The 18,381-nt window shown below is 39.6% G+C and carries 11 protein-coding genes; 10 read left to right on the top strand and 1 reads right to left on the bottom strand.

Features of this window, described 5'->3' with window-relative positions:
• The first annotated feature begins 83 nt into the window (after positions 1–83).
• Both R2B72_RS06905 and R2B72_RS06900 read left to right on the top strand, forming a co-directional pair.
• Positions 84–1,067 carry a Gfo/Idh/MocA family oxidoreductase gene (locus tag R2B72_RS06905; protein WP_318615696.1) on the top strand — a complete coding sequence of 328 codons (984 nt, stop codon included), beginning with the start codon at positions 84–86 and terminating at the stop codon, positions 1,065–1,067.
• Between the two features lie 175 nt (positions 1,068–1,242).
• A complete protein-coding gene (locus R2B72_RS06900; RefSeq protein WP_318615695.1) occupies positions 1,243–2,001 on the top strand; it encodes a sugar phosphate isomerase/epimerase in 759 nt (252 codons plus the stop codon).
• A 109-nt stretch (positions 2,002–2,110) separates the two neighbouring features.
• Here the strand turns inward: R2B72_RS06900 and R2B72_RS06895 are convergent, their stop codons facing one another.
• Entirely contained in the window at positions 2,111–3,094 is a 984-nt protein-coding gene (locus R2B72_RS06895; protein WP_318615694.1) for a LacI family DNA-binding transcriptional regulator, read from the bottom strand.
• A 250-nt stretch (positions 3,095–3,344) separates the two neighbouring features.
• Here R2B72_RS06895 and R2B72_RS06890 point away from each other — a divergent pair, with 250 nt between their 5' ends.
• The 8 genes from R2B72_RS06890 to R2B72_RS06855 all read left to right on the top strand — a co-directional run bounded on the left by R2B72_RS06890 (position 3,345) and on the right by R2B72_RS06855 (position 18,249).
• On the top strand, positions 3,345–4,430 hold the full coding sequence (locus tag R2B72_RS06890; protein ID WP_318615693.1) for a Gfo/Idh/MocA family oxidoreductase: 1,086 nt from the start codon (positions 3,345–3,347) through the stop codon (positions 4,428–4,430).
• A 221-nt stretch (positions 4,431–4,651) separates the two neighbouring features.
• Positions 4,652–5,620 carry a sugar phosphate isomerase/epimerase gene (locus R2B72_RS06885; protein ID WP_318615692.1) on the top strand — a complete coding sequence of 323 codons (969 nt, stop codon included), beginning with the start codon at positions 4,652–4,654 and terminating at the stop codon, positions 5,618–5,620.
• A 185-nt stretch (positions 5,621–5,805) separates the two neighbouring features.
• A complete protein-coding gene (locus R2B72_RS06880; RefSeq protein WP_318615691.1) occupies positions 5,806–6,531 on the top strand; it encodes a GntR family transcriptional regulator in 726 nt (241 codons plus the stop codon).
• Positions 6,532–6,673: 142 nt separating this feature from the next.
• The gene (locus R2B72_RS06875) at positions 6,674–8,413 is read left to right on the top strand and encodes a class I mannose-6-phosphate isomerase (RefSeq protein ID WP_318615690.1); all 1,740 of its coding nucleotides are present in this window, start codon (positions 6,674–6,676) and stop codon (positions 8,411–8,413) included.
• A 14-nt stretch (positions 8,414–8,427) separates the two neighbouring features.
• Positions 8,428–9,336 carry an ROK family protein gene (locus R2B72_RS06870; RefSeq protein WP_318615689.1) on the top strand — a complete coding sequence of 303 codons (909 nt, stop codon included), beginning with the start codon at positions 8,428–8,430 and terminating at the stop codon, positions 9,334–9,336.
• A gap of 28 nt (positions 9,337–9,364) precedes the next feature.
• Positions 9,365–11,755 (top strand): glycosyl hydrolase, encoded by a 2,391-nt coding sequence (locus R2B72_RS06865; protein WP_318615688.1) that lies wholly within the window; start codon positions 9,365–9,367, stop codon positions 11,753–11,755.
• 39 nt (positions 11,756–11,794) lie between these two features.
• A complete protein-coding gene (locus R2B72_RS06860; RefSeq protein ID WP_318615687.1) occupies positions 11,795–13,879 on the top strand; it encodes a DUF5054 domain-containing protein in 2,085 nt (694 codons plus the stop codon).
• A 353-nt stretch (positions 13,880–14,232) separates the two neighbouring features.
• Positions 14,233–18,249, top strand: a complete 4,017-nt coding sequence (locus tag R2B72_RS06855; protein ID WP_318615686.1) for a glycoside hydrolase family 2 TIM barrel-domain containing protein — start codon at positions 14,233–14,235, stop codon at positions 18,247–18,249.
• The last annotated feature ends 132 nt before the right edge of the window (positions 18,250–18,381 follow it).

Below are 18,381 nucleotides of genomic sequence, written 5' to 3'. Positions count from 1 at the left end.
ACTTTCGGTTTGAAAGATTGTGTGATACAAAAGAAATTATGTGAAAAACTTAGCTGAACAAAAAATGAAAGTGAGTGATACAAATGATTAAAGTAGCTGTATTAAGTAGATGGCATGTCCATGCGGATGATTATGCGGGTAATATTCTAGCCAATGATAACCTATCTATCGAAATGGTGTGGGATGAAGATGCTAAACGTGGAGAAAACTGGGCGAAAGAGCTAAACGTTCCATTTGAACAAGATTTGCAAGCTGTTTTGGCGAATCCGAACATCGATGCAGTTGTTGTCAGCACTCCCACAAATATGCACAAAGAAGTAATCATTGCTGCAGCACAACATAAAAAACATATTTTCACTGAAAAAGTGTTGGCATTTACAGTGAGGGATTGCGAAGAGATTTATGCAGCTGTTGAAGAAGCTGGTGTTCAGTTAATGGTATCATTACCAAGACTAACAGATAATAACTTCTTGTATGCTGAAAAATCCATCAATGATGGCTGGGTTGGTAAAGTAACAATGGTTCGTTGTCGTTTTGCTCACGCTGGTGGTGTTCCAGCAGAAGGGCAAACGAATGGTTGGTTGCCAGCACGTTTCTATGATAAGGAACAAGCTGGTGGAGGTGCAATGATGGACCTTGGTGCACATCCAATCTACTTGACGAATCGTTTAGCTGGAAAAGCAGTTGGCGTTTATGCACGCCTCCAAAAAGAAATCAGTACAACTGTAGATGATAACTCTGCATTATTAGTCGATTATTCATCGGGAGCACTTGGTATTATTGAAACAAGTTTCGTATGTAATGGAAGTCCATTCCAGTTGGAAGTATACGGAACAGAAGGATCATTGTTTATCAGCGATGACAAAGTCCGCGTCAATAGTGCAAAAGTTAAATCGGGTGAGTTGACAGAAATCCTACCTGGATTGCCAACCCCTATGGAACAATGGGTAAATGCAATTCAAACAGGTGCAACACCAACGATTACAAAAGAAGATGTTATTAATTTAACACTTATTAATGAAGCCGCATTGCAATCACACGATGAAGGTCGTCGAATCGAGCTATAAGTTTTGTTTCAAACTCTTTTGTACGATGGACGGAAGAAGTTATGAAAAATGAGAGAGTATGACTAGCAAAATGACTTATAAACTAAGTTTATAATTACTTTGCTAGTCATCTCTCTCTTCTTTTTTTGCGCTATTTTTCAGCCAATCAATAGGGAAACTACGAGGAGGAAAAGACATGGGGAATTTAGGATTACAATTGTATTCTATTAAAGAAGCAGCTGAACAGAATTTACTTGGCGTATTGGAGAAAGTCGCTCATTTTGGGTATGAAGGTGTTCAATTTGCTGGTTTCTTTGGCCATTCTGCAACAGAGGTTAAAGAAAAAATGGATACGGTCGGTATACAAGCGGCGGGTGCACACGTTCAAATTGAAGAATTACAAAATGACTTGGATGGCTTATTAGACTACCATGATACAATCGGGAATCGACTGCTTATTTGTCCATATCTACCAGAAAATATGCGTACAACAGCAGATGATTACAAACGAACAGCTGAATTATTTAGTCAAGTTGGGGAGACAGTAGCCGCAGCAGGTTTTTCATTTGGCTATCATAATCATGCATTTGAATTTGAGCAGTTTGACGGGAAATCTGGTTTTGAATTATTATTTGACAACACAGATCCCAAGCATGTAAAAATGGAGTTAGATTGTTTTTGGGCCGCGTATGCAGGACTGGACCCAGCAACTATTATTAAGAACTATGCGGATCGTTGTGTATCTTTACACATTAAAGATCTAAAGCGTGTCGATGAAAAGCCAGTATCGACTGAACTAGGCACTGGTACGTTGGATATTGCTCAATTGATTACAGCAGGTAGAACGCATCATGTGGATTGGTTTGTAGTTGAACAAGAAGACTTCACAGGTGATCCAGTAGAAAGTGCTGCACAAAATGCAAAAGAGTTAAAGCGCATTATGAAACAAGCCTAATTAGCATAGCTCTATAGGCAAAGCGGATTCAATTTGATTTTTGGATGACGACTTTTAGAAAAACAAAAAGGTTGTGCAAGTATAATAATACTTCTACAACCTTTTTATGTCATGTAGATTCTCTAATAATCAATTCGTGATCCAAGACAACACTTTGCACGTCTTTCCCTTTAATTTTATTAATGAGCATAGTTGCTGCTGTTGATCCCATTGTATACCCTGGCTGTGAAATCGTCGTTAAAGTGGGGTGGGTCATATTTGAAAAACTGATTTTATCGAACCCGATGAGAGCGATATCATTAGGGACATGCAATTTATTATTATTAATTTCTTTTAGTGCACCGATTGCTAGTATGTCAGATACGGCAAAGACAGCAGTAGGTCTTTCAGAGACAGTTAACAGATGGCGCATGGCTCGTTGTCCTTGTTCAAACCCCAGGCTATCTGTATTGTATATCCAATCAGGATTAATGGGTAAATCGAATTCTTTAAATGCTTTCTCAAATCCACGGCGACGTTCACGTGCATATAAATATTTATTGTGTGAATTGATGAGTGCAATTTTTTTATGCCCGATTTTTATTAAATGTCGAACCGCATGATAAGCGGCTAATTCATTATTAATGGTTACATAGGAGATGCTCCCATCCTCGTCATATTCACTACATTGGACAACTGGATATCTACTCGCCAGCTCAAGTAATTTAGTTTTATTCACAGTGGGATCCATTGAAATGATGCCATCTGCTAATTTACTTTTTAGTAGATTAAAGTAAATATCTTCTCGATTGGGATTTGAGTCCGTTGCACAAAGAAGAATATTATAGCCTTGTTCAATAGCAACGTTTTCAATGCCATTAATAATTTCGGTGTAGAAAGGGTTAGAAATACTTGGGATAAGTGCAAGCAGTAATCTGCTTTCAGATGTTCGTAAATTACGCCCAAGTACGCTTGGCTCATAATTTAACTGTTGAATAACTTGTTCAACTTTATGTCTAGTTTTTTCTGTCACAATTCCAGGGGTATTAATAACCCTTGACACGGTAGCAACAGACACACCTGCTTGTTTAGCCACTTCTTGAATGGTCGTCATAAAATAGAATCACCTCATAATGTAGTTTTTGCAATTCGGTAAACGTTTACATTCCATTACATCAAGAAAATTATAACATAAATTAGCGATGGATAGTATTGTTTGCTAATGAGGTTTCTATATAAAAGAAAAAATTAGAAGATTGATTATATTTTTGCTGGACATTAAAATAGAGGTCAAGTAAACTAAATTCGATGATCTTATCTGGATAATAGGATAAGAATTTAGCTATTTATTGGAGGAATAATGTATGACTAGAGTAATTAAAATCGGCATTATTGGTAGTGGGGGCATTGCGGAGAGCCATGCAAGGGCTTACCTAGCAATGGATGATGTACAGATTGTAGCGGTAGCAGATGTTGTACCTGGAAAAGCACAGGGATTCATTGATAAGTTAGGAATTGAGGGAGCGCAAGCATTTGAGAATCATGAGCAGATGCTTGAATTAGAGATAGACGGTGTCAGTATTTGTACGCCGAATTTTGCTCATCATATTACGAGCATTGATGCATTAAATGCTGGAAAAAATGTGTTAGTTGAAAAACCTTTGGCGGTTACGCTGGATCAAGGAATTGAAATGGTTCAGGTTGCTAAAAAGACTGGCAAAATGTTGTCTGTAGGTTTCCAACCTCGCTATGATCCCAATATGCAAAAAGTAACAGAGATTGTTAAATCGGGTCAACTTGGAGATGTTTACTACGTAGAAGTTGGTGGAGGTCGTCGACGCGGTATGCCGAATGGCACGTTTGTCAGTAAAGCATTGGCGGGTGCTGGAGCAATGGTAGATATCGGAACGTACTCTCTTGATTTAGCGCTGAATGCATTAGGTCATCCGAGGCCATTAACAGTTTCTGCTTATACATCGAATCATTTTGGAACAAATCCAAAGTACCATCCTCAAGCCGATAAATTTGAAGTTGAGGATTTTGGTGTTGCGATGATTCGTTTGGAAGGTGGCGCGATTCTTAATTTCAAAATATCTTGGGCAATGCATATGGATACACTTGGACCTACGATTTTCCTAGGAAAAGATGCTGGATTGAAGTTAACGTCAGCGGGTAGTGGTCCATGGAGTGGTGCGTGGGATGGAGGTATTGGTTCCATTCATATGTATCAGGATGAGGATGGTCAACATATAGAAACTGAGATCCCAGTAGAAGCACATGAGATTAATATTTTCGATGCCAAGGTACGTGACTTTGTCATCGCTATAAAGGAAGGGAAGCCTGCTCCTATTCCAGGTGAGGAAATTCTCTATAACCAAGCAATTCTTGATGGGATACTACGATCGGCGGAACAAGGAAAAGAAGTCGAAATTCATATTCCAGAATTATGATAAAACGTTTGTAATCGACGGATAAAGTGCATTGAAAAAAATGTCAAGAGAAAACAGGCTGCTTCACTCTCGATAAATGGAGACAGTAGCCTGGTATTTTCGGAAATAAATGTCTTTCAAGTGCTAGGAATGTTGACAATTAACAGTTTTGCAATTAAAATTAATGTAATCGATTTCAATACTATTGATAAAGAATATTAAAAATTGGAGGGAAAATAATTATGAAGCTAGGTGTATTTACTGTACTATTTTCCGATAAAACATTTGAAGAAATGCTAGATCATGTGCAAGCTGCTGGATTGCAAGCAGTCGAAATTGGCACAGGGGGCTATCCGGGCAATGCTCACTGTAATTTGGATGAGCTATTGGCAAGTGAGGATAAAAGGAAAGAATTTATGGGGCATGTACAGTCACGTGGTTTAACGATTAGTGCGTTTAGTTGTCATGGTAATCCGATTTCACCAGAAGTTGAATTTGCAAAGGCTTCTGATGAAACATTAAGAAAAACAATTCAGCTTGCAAATCTGTTAGATGTACCTGTGGTCAACGCATTTTCAGGAACGCCTGGTGATCATGAAGATGCAAAATATCCAAATTGGCCTGTCACGCCATGGCCAACAGAATATAGTGATATCTTAACTTGGCAATGGGAACAAAAATTAGTGCCTTATTGGAAAGAAATTGGTCAGCTTGCCGAAGAAAACAATGTCAAGATTGGTTTAGAATTGCATGGTGGGTTTTTAGTACATACACCCCATACGATGCTGAAACTAAGAGAACTGACATCGCCGGCTATTGGTGCGAACTTAGATCCTAGTCATCTATGGTGGCAAGGAATTGATCCGGTTGCGGCAATCAAAATCTTAGGGAAAGAAAATGCCATCCATCATTTCCATGCAAAAGATACGTATATTGATCAAGAAAATGTTAATATGTATGGCTTAACAGACATGCAGCCGTATGGAGATGTGCAAACACGTTCATGGACATTCCGTTCTGTTGGGTGCGGGCATAGCATTCAAGAATGGTCTGATATTATGAGTGCATTGCGCACATATGGCTATGATTATGTGGTCAGTATTGAACATGAAGATCCATTGATGTCCATAGATGAAGGATTTGCACGTGCAGTCACTAATTTAAAGTCAGTCTTAATTAACGATCAGCCTACGGATATGTGGTGGGCGTAAAGAATAAATAGTACTACCAATAGGTCGAATGCAAAGTAGCTCTTACTACTTCGCATTCGATTTTTTTAAAGACTGCTATAGAGTTTTTGTGTTATGGATTAAAGATGACAGTAATGATAAATTTATAGCGAAAGAAACTAAAGAGAAAATGATGGAAGAGAAAACAAGAAAGTAGGGTGCAAAAGATGAAAGTAAACAATCAGAATGCATATCCGCTATATGCTCAAATTGCTGACGATATGCGCTTGAATATTCAAACCGAAAAATGGCAAGAAGGTGAACGAATCCCTACTGAAATGGAGTTATGTGATATTTATCATGTAAGTCGAATTACAGTTCGGAAGGCCATTGATGAATTAATGAAAGAAAATTTGTTGATTCGTGAACGAGCAAAAGGGACTTTTGTGAAAAAATCATTTCAAGAAGAAGAAAACCATTTTACGATTGTCAAAGGGTTTACCCGAGAATTACAGGAACGCGGTAAACACGCAAAAACAGTTCATATTGAAGTAGAAGTGTCTCACGCTGATAAAAAACTCTCGAAGTTTTTAAACTGTCAAGTAGGCGATGAAATTCTAATCTTAAAGCGAATCCGAGGAGATGAAGAATCCGTATTTGCTTATTTCATTACTTATATTGTGAATAATCGGGACTATTCTTTAGAGGCAAAGGATTATTATGCATCCTTCTATGATTATCTAAACACAAAAGGCATTAGTGTGAATCAAAAAAGGGAATACATTGAAGCTATTGCACCCAATCGTGACATACAAAAAAGATTGAAGATTAAAGAAGTGGATCCTGTATTAAAAAGAGTACGTTTTACCTCGCAGGTCAGCCAAGGGTTTTATGAATACACGGAATGCTTTTATATAGGCAATAAATATCGCTATTATTTAGACTTAACTTAAATGAAAAACAAGACAAAGGCATCCAAAACAAGGTCTAGTAAGGGTTTAAAAAAGACAATGAAAGACTTCCCCACATGCTACAATGTATAGCATAAAGTCATGTGACATGAACTTTATGCGAAGTATTTGAAGGAGGTTTATGATGTATAATCCCTTTCCGGAAATAGAAATTAAAGAAGCACGCCCAGCTTATGATAATTATGAGGAAATTGTACAAAAAATAAAGCTGGAGATGATACGTTTACATGCTAATGTCATAACAATAGAATGTTATCCGACTGTAGACGAGGCGGAGCTTTTAGAGCAGCTCATTTCACCACTGGCTTCAAATCAGGTGATTGAAGCTAGCCAACAATTTTATGGACCTGACAAGATTGCTGAGATGGTTCAAATGAATGTCACTGATGATCGTATTTTTGGTGTCATGAGCAACCATCATTTTTCGGATTTTATCGACTGCGCAAAGCAGGATATATTGAGAGCTGAAATTGAAGCAAGAATTGCCAATGATGAGGTAGTCATCATCTATGGAGTAGGCGCGTCGTTGCTGTTTGAATCTGATCTTTTACTCTATGCTGATTTAGCAAGATGGGAGATTCAAAAACGGTATCTTTCTGGCGAGTTTAGTAATTGGCAAGCTGATAATTTTGGAGAAGATCATTTAAGAATGGTGAAGCGTGGCTATTTCTTTGATTGGCGTGTGGCAGATAAATTAAAAAAGCAATTATTTCATAAGGTTTGTTTTTTCTTAGATACGCATGAAAAAAATCAACCTAAAATGATTGATGCGCAAAGCTATCATCAAGCTCTACGTCAGATAGCTAATAGACCGTTCCGTTTAGTGCCTTTTTTCGATCCGGGTGTTTGGGGTGGGCATTGGATGCAGGAAAATTTTGGAGTCGGTCAAGAAAAAGTGAATTTAGCCTGGAGCTTTGATGGAGTTCCTGAAGAAAATAGTTTGTATTTGAAATTTGGAGATGTACGGATAGAGATTCCAGCTAGTAATGTAGTCTTTTGCCATCCGATACCTGTATTAGGTGAGCGTGTCTATGGACGTTTTGGTGATCAGTTCCCGATTCGCTTTAATTTTCTAGATACGATGGGCGGTCAAAACCTTAGCTTACAAGTACATCCTCTCACACACTATGTGCAAGATGTTTTCGGAGCCCATTATACGCAGGATGAGAGCTACTACATTTTCGAGGCGAAGAAAGAGTCTACCATTTATTTAGGCGTTAAAAATGGAGTAGAAAAAGAAGCGTTAATGCAGCAGTTAAGACAGGCGGAAGCTGGGGAAGGTCGCTTTCCTGATGAAGACTATATTTATCAACGGACAGTAAAAAAACATGATCATTACTCAATACCAGCGGGGACGATTCATAGTTCGGGGGCTAATGCGCTTGTACTTGAAATTAGTGCCACTCCGAATCGCTTTACTTTCAAGCTGTGGGATTGGGAGCGAGTAGGATTAGACGGGGTTCCAAGGCCTGTTCACTTAGATCACGGAGAAGCAAATATTGTGATTTCTCGCGATGAAGATTGGGTGGAACAAGAACTAGTAAATCCGTTTGAAGTATTGACCACGAATGAAGTGTGGAAGGAAGAACGAACCGGTTTACATAAAACTGAATTTATTGAAACGAGGAGACATACTTTTTCTGGCGAGGTGATGCACGACACACATGGTAGTGTCAATGTGTTGAACTTGGTTGAGGGAGATGAGGCTGTTGTCGAAAGTATGGATGGCGGTTTTGAACCTTTTGTTGTGCATTATGGGGAAACCTTTATTATTCCTGAATCAGTAAAACAGTACAAAATTAAGCCGCATGGTCCAAGTGTTGGGAAAGAGCTGATGACCATTAAAGCATTCGTTCGACCGTGAAGGAGGTAGTACATTTGTCAAAACAGTATTATCTATGCCTAGATGTTGGTGGAACTGAAATTAAAGTAAATCTCTTGAATCAGCAAAAGGAAGTTTATTTTCCAGGAAATAAAAGTTATCCTGCACGCTCGGATGAAGACCAGATCAGCATCTTAAAAAATTTCAGCGAAATTTTCGGGGAATTCCTACAACTTATACGTGTTGAAAAAGCACAATTATTGGGTGTTGGAATTGCTTTTCCAGGTCCGTTTGATTATGCAAAAGGTATTTGCTTGATGCAAGGCTTACGTAAATATGATGCGATTTATCAAGTGGATCTCCGGCAACAAATTAGTGGATGGTTGGAAGAACATCATTTTCCCGTGACGACACCTGTTCATTTTCAAAATGATGCCATTGCTTTTTCGATAGGGGAGTATTGTTACGGAGCCGCTCAACAAGCAATGAAAGCAATTTTCTTAACAATTGGGACAGGTTGTGGTTCGACCTTTATTGAAAAAGGTCAGATTGTGAAGGGACAATATGGCTTAAACGACAGCGGGATGATTTACGGGGATCCCTTTTTAGAAAGAACAATCGATGATTATTTATCTGCACGAGGCCTTCAAGCACTAGCAGACGAAATGGGGCTCCCAGGAATGGATGGTTTACTGCTAGCTCAATTAGCATCGGCAGGTCATGAACCAGCACAACAGGTTTTCCATGAATTTGGATATATGGTGGGTTCGGCTTTGCAGGGCTATGTTAAGCAATTCCAACCGAATTGTGTCGTTTTTGGAGGACAGATTAGTAAAAGCATGGAATGGATGAAGGCAGGTATTTTGACGGCATTAATGGAGAGTACTTCAGAGCAATTTATGCCGGAGATTAGGGTAAGTAAGAATGGCACACTCAGTACATTTAAAGGACTAATGATTACATGAAAACACATACATGAATGGAGGAAGTATTATGAAGAAAAAATGGAAGTTATATTTAATTCATCATTCCCATACGGACATTGGTTATACGGATCGACAGGAGAAAATTGAACGCTATCACGTTGATTTTATCAAGCGAGTGATTGATATATTGGATTCGATTGAAGATGGAACCAAGAAGGAATGGCGGGGCTATAAGTGGACGTGCGAAAACTTTTGGCAAGTTGAACAATTTTTAGCGAATAGTGATGAGGTGTATCAAAAGAAATTTGAGAAGTACGTGAAAGCAGGTTTAATTGATATTTCGTTGAGTTATTTAAATATGACGGAATTAGTAGATAATAGGGTTTTAGATAACATGCTGCAAAAATGTAGAAAGTATGCGGATAGCAAACAACTGTCGTTGAATTCGGCTATGACTGCGGATATAAATGGTTTTGCCTGGGGCTACGCAGAGACGATGCATAAAAACAATATTGTGAATTTGTTTTCTTGTTTACATACACATCACGGTATGTTTCCTTTATATAAAAAACAAATGCCATTTTGGTGGGAAACACCTCAAAGTAATAAGGTATTAGTATGGAATGGGGATCACTACCAGATTGGAAATGACTTTATGATGGTTCCGACGCCTGAACAGTTTGAAGAAAGGGAAAAAAGAATTTTCGGTTACTTCGATAATTTAGAGCAAGAGGGCTATCCGTATGATTTTGCTCCGGCGATGATTTCTGGTGTTGTGACAGACAATTCCCCACCGAATGGTCGATTGATGGAAGTAATTCATCAGTGGAATGCCAAGCATGATGGGCAAGTTGAAGTTGAACTCGTTACTTTGAATCACTTTTTTGAAGTGTTACGAAATCAAACGGTTGACATTCCTACTTATGCAGGAGATTGGCCAGACTGGTGGGCGGACGGTGTTGGCTCTACGCCTGCTCCGACTAAAATTTATCGGGATGCACAACGAAAATATAATTTATCAAACAAATTAGATCCAAACAATCAATTAGGCAATCCGAGGTTTTTACAAGAGGCGGAGTATCAGCTTATGATGTATGCAGAGCATACGTGGGGATATTCGTCTTCTGTGGGAGAGCCGTGGAATACGTTAGTGAATGACTTAGATTATCGGAAAGGTGCTTATGCAGTAAACGCCAATCAGTTAATCTCCAAAAATTTGGACGAGATATTGAGCAATCTAGGTGAGGTTTCGCTTCAAACGGATCGTGAAAAAGTATTTAAAGTGATCAATCCTCACAGGCATCCCGTAACGGATTATACGAAAGTTCATATTAAATATTGGGAAACTGTAGATGGTGAAGGTTTTGGATTCAAATTAGATGGCTTTGTTGAAGTAGTCGATTGTCAATCGAATGAAGTATTAGCCTCGCAGGTGAATGATGTGCCAGGAGGAAAGGATATCGAATTTGCTATTTCTTTAGCTCCTCGGGAAGAACGTTTGGTGAAAGTTCGAAGAGTGCAACCAATTGAAACGAATGCAGCACCGAACCATGCACATATCGGAACAGAAAGAATTGCTGATTTAGCCCCTTATCCTGGTTATGCGGGAATCGCTAATACGCATGTAGTCGAAACGACTGATTATCGTATCACTTTTAATCATAAAACGGGTATCGAATCCTTGAAGGATAAGCATAGTGGAAAAGAGCTTATTCATCCGGATGCACTATATGCGCCTTTTGCGGGGGTCTATGAAAAAACACCTATTACAACAGATGCTTGTTCGGTGCGAAGACAAATGGGACGCAATCGGAAAGGTCGCATAGCAGAACGTCATGCGGCGGTGTTAACAGACATCAAAAAAGAGGCGGATGGCGTACTTTATACGACGATTAAGATGGATTTCCAACTGGAAGGCACTAAAATGTATGCCGTAATATTGAAAATTTATAAAACGGCTCCTAAAATTGCTGTGACGGTTCGCATTCAAAAACAAAATGAATGGGATCCAGAAAATCTATATATCCCGTTACCTTTTAGTCTTGGTGAAGCAAGTGAACTATTTATTGAAAAAACGGGTACTGTTTTTAAACCTGGAGTAGACCAGTTGCCGGGTACGAATACGGACTTCTATTTATTGCAAAATGGTTTAGCCTTTAAAAATCAAGAAAAAGCGTTGCTAGTAGCAATTAAAGATACACCTTTAATCACTTTGGGCACTTTGGAGCATCATGAAATTCAATTATGTAGCGAAAAGACACATGACAAAAATAACGAGCTTGTCTATTCATGGCCAATGAATAATTTCTGGGAAACTAATTTCAAGGTAGATTTGTCAGGATTTTATGAGTTTGACTATCAATTGTATTTGACTGATCAACCGCAAAATGAATTTCAGCTATTGGAAAAGTGTCAAGAGTTGAATGAAGGATTAGTAGCATTTGCTGTTAATCCGTAATGAGGCAGTCATTTTTGTACATGAAAAGGGGTATAATTTATGAAGAAAAAAATGCATATTGTTTTTAAAACCCATTTAGATATCGGATTTACGGATTTGGCGGAAAAGGTAGTAGAGAACTATGTCAATGAATTTATACCCCGAGCATTAGATCTTGGTGAGGCTTTACAAGGGAAATTTGTTTGGACAACGGGTTCATGGCTCATCGATTATTATTTAACGAGTTCAGATGTTGCAGAAGTGGATAAGGAACGCATGGTTACGGCTATTAAAGCGGGTACCATTAAATGGCACGGTTTACCTGTTACTGTTCATACCGAATTAATGGATCGTCGACTTTTCGACTATGGTCTATCGATTTCGCAAAAGTTAGATCAACAGTTTCAGACAACAACGATTGCCGCAAAAATGACTGATATACCTGGTCATACGATTGCAATGGTTCCTTTAATGGCCAATGCAGGGTTGCGCTATTTGCATATTGGGGTAAACGATAGTTCGGCTGTTCCGAATGTACCGGAAATGTTTGTTTGGCGCGCGAAGGATGGCTCCGAAATTGTTGTTCATTATGCGAAAAGCTATGGTGCCACTTTCGAACGAGAGGGCTGGGATGATTTACTATACTTTGCTCATAGCCATGATAATTATGGTCCTCCACAAGATGTGCAAGAGGTGGAAGAATTGTATCAAAAGCTAGAGCAACAATATCCAGGCGTCGAGTTTGTTGCGTCAGGTTTAGATGAGTTTGCTCAAGTAGCATGGGACAAACGAGCGAGTTTACCGGTGATTGAAGAAGAAATTGCAGATTCTTGGATTCATGGGGTCGGTTCAGATCCTTTAAAGATAGCACAATATGAAATGTTGCTTGCTTTGCGTGAGCAATGGTTGGCAGAAGGAACGATGCAAGTAGATAGTCAAGAATACAACCAATTTTCCGGTCAACTCTTGTTAGTAGCTGAGCATACATGGGGCGGAAACGGTAATGTCTTTTTACCGGATTATAGGAACTATCTCATTGCTGATTTTAACAAGGCTCGCGAAAAGGATCAGATTGAATTTAATCGAAATCGAGGGACAATGGATTTTGCCGATTTAATGGCAAGCATTAGTACGGATGTTGATAATCCAGATGATGCTGCGAAACGTTCTTATAAGCTTTATGAAGCATCTTGGCAAGAGCAACGAGATTATATTCAAAGAGCACTCGACTCACTATCAGTGGATCATCGGAAACAGGCGGATGAAAAATTTGCTGAAGCTGCGAGCGCAATAGTGGATATGCCTTTGAATGAGGCGATTGTGATTGGGAAAACGTATAACTTCGGGGATTTTGAACTTGCTTTTTCTGAAACAGGTGGGATTCAAAAACTGAAAGTGAATCAAGTTTCAATGCTTGAAGCAGGCAAACGATTTGGTGAGCTTTCGTACGAACGTTTCGATTTCTCAAATTTCACTCGGTTTTTAAGTCAATATAGTAGACTGACGAGGTGGACAAGTGGCTGGGCTTTAGGCGATTTCGCGAAGCGAGGAATAGAAGCCCATTCCGAAATCAGACATGAGCTGATCTACCCGCATGTTGAACAATCAAATATGAGCCGGGATAATGGTCTTGTCAAGTTTGATTTTGATTTGAAATTTGAAGAGCATTGTGAAGAAAACTATGGAATTCCAAAGAAGATTAGACTTAGCTACCTACTCGATTGTGAGAAAAAGACGATTGAAGGCATCATGCAGTGGGAACATAAACAAGCGAATCGTATGCCAGAAGCGTATTGGTTGGAAAGTAGTTTGTCGGTTGCTAATCCGTATCGTTGGCAAATGCATAAGTTAGGGGAACCGATTTCTCCTTATAATGTCGTCGTCAACGGCAATCGCAGCATGCATGCTTTATCAAGAGAAGGACTTACGTATTCTGGCACAGAAGGACGGGTAGCGATTCGTAGCCAAGAAGCTCCTTTGTTTTCTTTTGGTAGGAGATCCTTGTTGACATTTGATAATGCGCAGCCTTCATTGAATGATGGGATTTATATTAATCTATTTAACAATGTGTGGGGAACCAATTTCCCAGCTTGGTTTGAAGGGGATATCTGTTATCATTTTGGTGCTACACTAGCAATTGAATAAAGGATTACATCGCCCTGGTGCCATGAGGAAAATTATTCCTAAGCATCGGGGCGATTTTAATATTCTTGTGGATGAATATCCGAAACACTGTATCCGGAAAATTGAATTTTGGGAAAGAATGTGTTGACAATTGAAGCGGCGGTGACAGGGAACAAAGAGCATATTTATCACTAGATTCACATACTTCAGCAAAATTTTTTCTCAATGAGATTGTGGAAATGTGTGATAGTTCAAATAACACTAGATTATTCCATGAATAATGATATTATAGTACTTAGAAAGTTAAATTAATTAAGTGTGGTTTTATGAGGATAGTTGATACTTTCATAGAAATTACGAAGGGGGATTTAGGCATGACAATGGGGGCTATTGTAAAAGGAGCAAGTGTGCGCTCGTTTGAAGAGGAAGGCTCTTTTGTTTATAAAGGCGAAAGACGGGTTGATTTTAATGATGGTTGGCGTTTTCAACGGGAAGTAGATGGACGTATTGCAAACGTTCCGGCGCTTACTTTTAATGATGATACATGGCGACAAGTAAATGTACCGCATGATTGGAGCGTTGAGTTAGATTTTAATCCAAATTCACCCGCTACACATGAAGCAGGCTACTTAGATGGTGGAATTGGTTGGTATCGGAAAACGTTTACATTGCCTTCCTCTATGAAAGGGAAAAGAATATCTATTGATTTTGACGGTGTTTACATGGATAGCACTACGTATCTCAATGGGCAATTGATCGGGAAATATCCTTTTGGGTACAATGCTTTTTCCTATGATATTACAGATAAACTCTACCTAGATGGTAGGGAAAATGTGCTGGTGGTCAAGGTCAATAATACGCAACCAAGCAGTCGATGGTATTCAGGGAGCGGAATTTATCGACATGTCTATCTAACTGTCACTGACCCGATTCATGTAGCAAGATACGGTACTTTTGTGACAACACCTGCTCTCAAACAGACCTATGCTTTGGGCCGGGCTGATGTAACAATCAAGACTTCGATTCATAATGAGTCGGATGCACTTCAAGACATCAAAGTGAAGTCGACTATCTATGATGCAGCTAGCATGGTTGTTTCAACAGTATGGTCTGAAAAGAGAAGTGTAGCAGAGGGAGCGGTCATCGATTTTGAAGAATATGCAGTTATTGAAGCGCCGCAATTATGGGGGATTGACAACCCTTACAGATACAAACTTGTGACCGAGGTCGTTGTTAATGAAGAGGTTGTTGATACATATGAAACGCTATTTGGGGTCCGGTATTTTGACTTTGATGCGGATGAAGGGTTTTCTTTAAATGGCCAGTATATGAAATTACATGGTGTTTGTATGCATCATGATTTGGGGGCACTTGGAGCCGCTACGAATGCACGGGCAGTTGAACGGCAATTACAAATCATGAAGGACATGGGTGTCAATTCGATACGAGTTACTCATAATCCGGCTTCGCCAGAGCTTCTAGAGGCCGCCAATGCATTAGGCTTGTTAGTGGTGGAAGAAGCTTTCGATAGCTGGAATCAGTCGAAGAAAACGTACGATTACAGTCAGTTTTTCTCTACTTGGGCAGAACATGATGTGAAGGAAATGGTCAATAGAGGGAAAAATGAGCCTTCCATTATTATGTGGTCAATTGGCAACGAGATTTATGATACGACAAGCGAAAGTGGCGTTACAATTGCCAAGGATTTAGTTCGTTGGATTAAAGAAATCGATACAACTAGACCGACTACCATTGGGGAAGACAAAACGCGAGCAGATAAAGTGAATGTTACACCACTTAATGAGCATATCAAAGACATTTTCGATGCGGTTGATATTGTTGGGTTGAACTACAGTGAAAATAATTATTTAGGTTACCACGAGCAACATCCGGAGTGGAAGATTTACGGGGCCGAAACATCTTCAGCAACACGTTCGCGAGGTGTTTATACACATCCGTATACTTTTAATCAAAGCACCCAGTACCCAGATTTGCAACAATCCTCTTATGATAATGATTATGTAGCGTGGGGTAGAACAGCTGAGGATGCGTGGAAATATGACAGAGACCTCAAGCATATCGCGGGACAATTTATATGGACAGGCTTTGACTATATTGGCGAGCCTACTCCGTATTACAATGTGTTCCCTGCGAAAAGTTCCTATTTTGGCGCGGTTGATACGGCAGGTTTTCCAAAGGATATTTATTATTATTATCAAAGCCAATGGAGTAAAGAACCAATGTTACATATTTTACCTCATTGGAACTGGACAGTAGGAGAAACGGTGCGAGTGCTAGCGTATACCAATGCGCATACTGTTGACTTATTGTTAAATGGGCAATCCATAGGTGAGCGAAGTTACGTAGTGAAGAGCACTGCTTGGGGATCGTCTTATAAAGAAACAGCAGAAGGGGCTACGTACCTGGAATGGGCAGTACCTTTTGAGCCAGGTGTATTAACCGCAATCGGTAAGGACGAACACGGCCAGGTCATTGCAGAAGATAAAATCATTACGGCTGGCGAACCAGCAGGTGTGCGATTAACTACAGATCAGCAAGTCATTCGTGCAGATGGTAAGGATGTATCTTTTATAACTGTTGATATTGTAGATGGCGAAGGGCATATTGTTCCAACTGCTAATCACTTGGTGTCATTTACTATAGAAGGCAATGGTCAACTGGCGGGCGTCGACAATGGAGATGCAGCTAGCGTTGAAAGATACAAGGCAAATGAGCGACAAGCCTTTAACGGCAAGGCTCTTGCAATCGTACAATCGAGTAAACAACCAGGCACGATTACATTGAAGGCATCTGCACTAGGGCTTACAGGAGATACGGTCCATATTGTGACGACGCAAGGCGATAGTCAGATGATTGCTGATGCGGATTGTGAAGAATCCAAATTGGTAGCTGTTGAGCTTGTCTCGGATCGTGCAGAGATAGTCGAGGACGATATAATAGAGCTCACTATCCAAGGTCGGTTAGAAAACAATGAATGGATCGATGTCTTAACTAATTCACCAATCTATGAATTTGACAATCCGATTATTCAAATTGACAATAACAAGCTGTATGCCCTTGAAGAAGGACGAGTGAACATAACAGCAACAATTAGCCATAAAGGGGCTCTTTTCACTACACCAAAATGGCTAGTGACGATTCGAAAAAATCCAGTGAAGAAATCGATTGAGCGTTTAGAATTTGTTTCTTTGACGGTTGACGAAGGACAACAACCTTCACTTCCAACTACTATTAAGGCTTATTATACTGTCGGAATGCCTAGAGATGTTCAGGTACAATGGGACGATATTGATGCAGAACAAGTTGGGAAGTCAAATCAATTTTCGATCGTGGGACGTATTGAAGGTACTGACCTCACAACAATAGCGGAAGTGACGGTTAGACGAGCTATCGCGGTGGAGCATATCACATTAGCTGTCCTGCAAAATCAATTGCCACAATTACCGCAAGAAGTAACCGTCTATTTCAGTGACGAGACAGAGCGTAAATCGGCAGTTAAATGGGATGAAGTTCCTATGGAAAGACTTAAAGAAGTAGGCTTGTTCACTGTAAATGGTTTTGTTGACTCGACGCATATGACAGTAAATGCACAAATTAGGGTGACCGATGAAATCGGTAGTGAACAGAATATTAGCAGGGCGAAAAATGGTTACGATTATCCAAAGGTCGATGCCTCCTTTACGAATAAAGAAGCATCTTCCAATGATAAAATTGAAGCTATTCATGATGACTTGATATCTTACGACGAACATCCTCATAATCGATGGACAAATTGGCAACTTGAACATCGTCCAAATGATTGGGTATCGGTAACTTTTGGCGATTATGAACCAGTCGACTATGATGTCGATAATATTGAGCTTCATTGGTATGCTGATCAGCATGCATCTTATCCAGCCTCTTATAAGATACAGTATAAATCGGGGGACCATTGGATAGATGTAGCGAATTTACAAAGCAATCCTGCGACAACGGCAATAAGACAAGCCAATATGCATAGCTTTGATAGGGTGAAAACATCTGCAATCCGAGTGGATATGACCGCACAAGCTGGAATGGCTATTGCGATAACAGAGTTAAAAATCTTTTCGAAATGGCCTAAACTGAAGATAGAGCCAGCAGTTACTACTATTAAAATAGACGACAAAAATATTCTCGCTGATTTTGTTGGCGGGGATGGTAATTATGACTACTATGTTAAACTACAAAGTTTTAAAGAAATACCAGTCATTACAGCCGCAGGAGAAGACAATGCAAGTACGACTATCATACCTGCCGTTACATTGCCTGGAACCGCTAAAGTGTTAGTGAAATCAGAAGACGGTAAAAAAATGGCGGTATACGCAATTCATTTCTCCGTCGCTGAATAACTGTCTTCGAACTTTAGTCTTTACATCAGCGAGTGCTTCGAGTGACACGCTGATGTAAAGTTAAAACAATTGATATTAGCAAATGTATACAAGCCGCTATGGGACAAAAAAAGTGATGATAGTCTGAGGGGG

Source organism: Sporosarcina sp. YIM B06819 (assembly GCF_033485175.1).
Lineage (GTDB): Bacteria > Bacillota > Bacilli > Bacillales_A > Planococcaceae > Sporosarcina.
This window is presented reverse-complemented; position numbering and strand designations above follow the sequence as displayed.

Excerpts from the sequence above, each read along its gene's own strand:
- R2B72_RS06860 (WP_318615687.1), top strand. The coding sequence starts at position 11,795 with ATGAAGAAAAAAATGCATATTGTTTTTAAAACCCATTTAGATATCGGA.
- R2B72_RS06890 (WP_318615693.1), top strand. The coding sequence starts at position 3,345 with ATGACTAGAGTAATTAAAATCGGCATTATTGGTAGTGGGGGCATTGCG.
- R2B72_RS06895 (WP_318615694.1), bottom strand. The coding sequence starts at position 3,094 with ATGACGACCATTCAAGAAGTGGCTAAACAAGCAGGTGTGTCTGTTGCT.
- R2B72_RS06900 (WP_318615695.1), top strand. The coding sequence starts at position 1,243 with ATGGGGAATTTAGGATTACAATTGTATTCTATTAAAGAAGCAGCTGAA.
- R2B72_RS06855 (WP_318615686.1), top strand. The coding sequence starts at position 14,233 with ATGACAATGGGGGCTATTGTAAAAGGAGCAAGTGTGCGCTCGTTTGAA.
- R2B72_RS06880 (WP_318615691.1), top strand. The coding sequence starts at position 5,806 with ATGAAAGTAAACAATCAGAATGCATATCCGCTATATGCTCAAATTGCT.
- R2B72_RS06875 (WP_318615690.1), top strand. The coding sequence starts at position 6,674 with ATGTATAATCCCTTTCCGGAAATAGAAATTAAAGAAGCACGCCCAGCT.
- R2B72_RS06885 (WP_318615692.1), top strand. The coding sequence starts at position 4,652 with ATGAAGCTAGGTGTATTTACTGTACTATTTTCCGATAAAACATTTGAA.
- R2B72_RS06905 (WP_318615696.1), top strand. The coding sequence starts at position 84 with ATGATTAAAGTAGCTGTATTAAGTAGATGGCATGTCCATGCGGATGAT.
- R2B72_RS06865 (WP_318615688.1), top strand. The coding sequence starts at position 9,365 with ATGAAGAAAAAATGGAAGTTATATTTAATTCATCATTCCCATACGGAC.